Source organism: Rhodobacter sp. NSM, from assembly GCF_052244495.1.
GTDB lineage: Bacteria > Pseudomonadota > Alphaproteobacteria > Rhodobacterales > Rhodobacteraceae > Cereibacter_A.
On the sequence record NZ_JBQPXH010000041.1, the window covers coordinates 1 to 2,920 of the forward strand.

A 2,920-nucleotide genomic window follows, 5' to 3' on the forward strand; every position below is an offset into this window, starting at 1 on the left:
AAGGCAGCTTCAACATGGGAAAAGCATTCCAGAGCGAGGCGTCTTTAGCAATCTCCTCGGACGAGGCTTCTTCCGATACGTGCTGCTAGACGTTAACGGTCTGTCAGGATCGGCGGAAAATGCATTCCTCCAGTTCTTGATATACTAGGCCGCCGGGGTGAATGTGTTTCGCTAAGCGCTCCTTAAATATATCTGGATTTATGCTGCTCTTTATGCCGCAAATATTTCTGATGGCGTTAGTCTCGCTCTTCACGTCTTGGTTGATGATGTCGGTTACGAGCTTATCATAGGCCGCCTCGTCAAAGACAAGACCTTGATTGCTGCAGTATGATTTTAGAACCTCCTTGTCGAAAAGATAGTTTTCAATCTCCCACCTCTTGAGGACTCTGTGGCTCAAAGGATTGGTGTTCAAATATGCCTGCCGATCAGTCTCATTTGTTTCTCTGCCGGACGCCATGTCTCGATCCTTCAGAACCCAAATCTCGACTTTAGGAAAGACCTTGCCCAGAATAGAGATCGCGATCGCGCTACGCTGATCGGGTTCGGTGTTCCCGCCGCTCGACGTGAAGAAGGCCTCTGGATGGCGCTGAGAAAATACGGTGTTGAACACTTTGGCGTCGAGGCCCCGTTCTTTGCCGCCCGGCCCTGGTTCGGCACGCCCTTCGCAGTATATTATAACAGATGGGCTCACAAGGTCTGCTAAGTCACCTAACGCAACAGCAAATAACTCGCGCCAAGTTCCTGGGCCGACCTCTAGGGGCTTCAGCGTTTTGGGTTCTGCCGCTAAATTGTCGCTAGGCTGAAATTGAATGATCTGGCTCTTGCCTCTCAACTCGTTCTGCAAGGTCCGAAGGAAGCCGATACTATGTGTCGTTAGCCAAATCTGGCAGTTTTCACCGATAAGTTTATCAATTTCAATAAGGAGCTTTCCTTGAATGGCAGTGTTAATGTGAAGCTCGGGCTCGTCTATAAGAAACACTGTGTTGTTGTAGTCGGACCTGCGAAGATATAGGTCCAGCAGAATATCAACTACTTCCTTTTCTCCAGATGAGAGGACGTCGAACGAAAAATCCATGGGATGATCGAGCTTGCGGAAGAATAGAGTTCCTTTGCTGGCCTCGACGTTCCCTAGGCTTGCTATCTCAATGTCCAAGCAATTTCTTATGGATGCGTTAAGCTCCCCTATTATGTGAGATCTTGCTTCGCTCGGCTTAACGTCGTTATCGTCGCGGTATCGATTGAAATGGGCGTGGATGCGGCGATAATTACTTTCAATCCTCGCATCCAAACTTGATGCGTCGGCTGCCCCGTACCCATTGAGTTTAATATCGCTCACAGACCTCGTCTCGTGGACCAGTAGGCTGCTGTTGTAGCGATACGGGCTGCGGAAAGAAAGAATCGTGTTCGAAGACCCGGTCGCCGCCAATCTTTCGTGCACCTTCGAAAACGATCCTTCAGTGAACTCTATCTCAACGCTGTTGTATGAGGGGTTGATTCCAGTCATGGAATGGTAGCTTGGATTGCGATTGCCGTTTTCTCCAATAGTGCTGTGAGCGTTGGCGTGATACATAAGGCCGTCAAGGACGCTGCTTTTCCCACAGCCATTCGGGCCGACCAACGCGATAATACGTGCCGGATCTGGCCCTAGGTCAATCGTGAGATCTTTGAATCTTTTGTATCCATTTTTGAGGCGCACTCTCTTGATGTGCATGTGAATACCTGCCCAGTTTCATCAACTGAGATATAGTCGAAGACGGCATGTGCTGAAAAGTCTGACGTGAGGACTACCCCGCACTCCGGCCCCGCCAGAGCCGCTCCAGCATCGCCGTCGTCCCGCGTGGCCCCAGATAGGCGAGCATCGCGACGAGCCCCATGGCCGCCCGGCCGTCGAGGTTGAGGTATGAGCTGAGGGCTTCGCCAATGAAGGCCATGGCGACTAGGGCGGGGATCTCCCAGAGGAGCTCGCGGCCGAAGAAGGCGCGGCGGCGGGCGCGCACCTCGCCTGTGTGATACATGAGCCGCCCCATGGCGGCCGCGATCAGCGTGGCGATGGCCCCGCCCCAGAGTGCCGTGATGGTGTCGATCAGTCCCTTCTCCGGCATCGCGCCGCTCCTGTTGTGCGCGCGTCGCGCGGGTGTCGGCCCGGCCGGGGCGGCCGGGTCTTCTCATGATGATCGGGAAGGCGGAGGTGCTTCAGGCGGCCGGCGGCTCTGGGAAGCCCACCTGCTCGAGCAGGTTCACAGCGTCACCCGGGCGGCCTCGATGAACAGCCGATCGGTCTCCTCCGGCGAGAAGCCGAGCAGGAAGGCCAGCGTGTCCATCGTTTCCGTGTCCCGGACGAGCATGGTCGCGCCGCGGAGGGCGGCCCGTATCGCCCAGGGGTAGGCGGCGTCCTCCGCGATCGCCATCGCGCGGGCCCACTTCTCCTCGCCGACCACGATCATGGCCTGCATGACGGTGATCTCGGCCGGGATCAGGTCGCGCTGCGCCTCTGCCGCCCTGGCCTCTGCCGTCCGAAGGCGGCTCAGGTCGATCGGAATGCTCATGGCTCAGGCCTCCTCGGTCGTGGGTTCGGGACCCCAGGCCGGGACCGAGATCGGCCCGTCGATCTCGGCATGGACCGGCGCGGGAAACAGGGTCGTGGCGCCGGCGTCCGGGCCATGCGGCAGGATCAGCGTGAACTGCAGCACGCCGCCGATCCGCTCGATGTCGGAGGCCAGCCACGCGGAGCCCACGGCGTCGTGCGGCAGCGTCGCGCCGTCCGGGATGTCGGACATGTCCAGCTCCTCGCCGTTGAGGATCAGGATGTCGCCGGATCTGGCGAGGGACAGCCGTTCCTCACGGCGCTGGGGGCTGAAGGCAATGTGCATGGGCTCCTCCTCAGAACCATCGGCCGATGGCCGTCGCGAGCGCGCGGGCG

4 protein-coding genes are annotated in these 2,920 nt (G+C 57.7%); all 4 read right to left on the minus strand.

The genetic code is table 11. The annotated features are described in order from the left end of the window. Positions 1–103: 103 nt before the first annotated feature. A complete protein-coding gene (locus tag ACTVZP_RS22075) occupies positions 104–1,711 on the minus strand; it encodes an AAA family ATPase (RefSeq protein WP_443214276.1) in 1,608 nt (535 codons plus the stop codon). A gap of 73 nt (positions 1,712–1,784) precedes the next feature. Continuing rightward, positions 1,785–2,102 (minus strand): phage holin family protein, encoded by a 318-nt coding sequence (locus tag ACTVZP_RS22080; RefSeq protein WP_009566684.1) that lies wholly within the window; start codon positions 2,100–2,102, stop codon positions 1,785–1,787. 135 nt (positions 2,103–2,237) lie between these two features. Then, positions 2,238–2,546, minus strand: a complete 309-nt coding sequence (locus ACTVZP_RS22085; protein ID WP_443214277.1) for a hypothetical protein — start codon at positions 2,544–2,546, stop codon at positions 2,238–2,240. 3 nt (positions 2,547–2,549) lie between these two features. Continuing rightward, positions 2,550–2,870, minus strand: coding sequence for a hypothetical protein (locus ACTVZP_RS22090; RefSeq protein WP_443214278.1), 321 nt, complete (start codon positions 2,868–2,870; stop codon positions 2,550–2,552). Positions 2,871–2,920 lie beyond the last annotated feature (50 nt).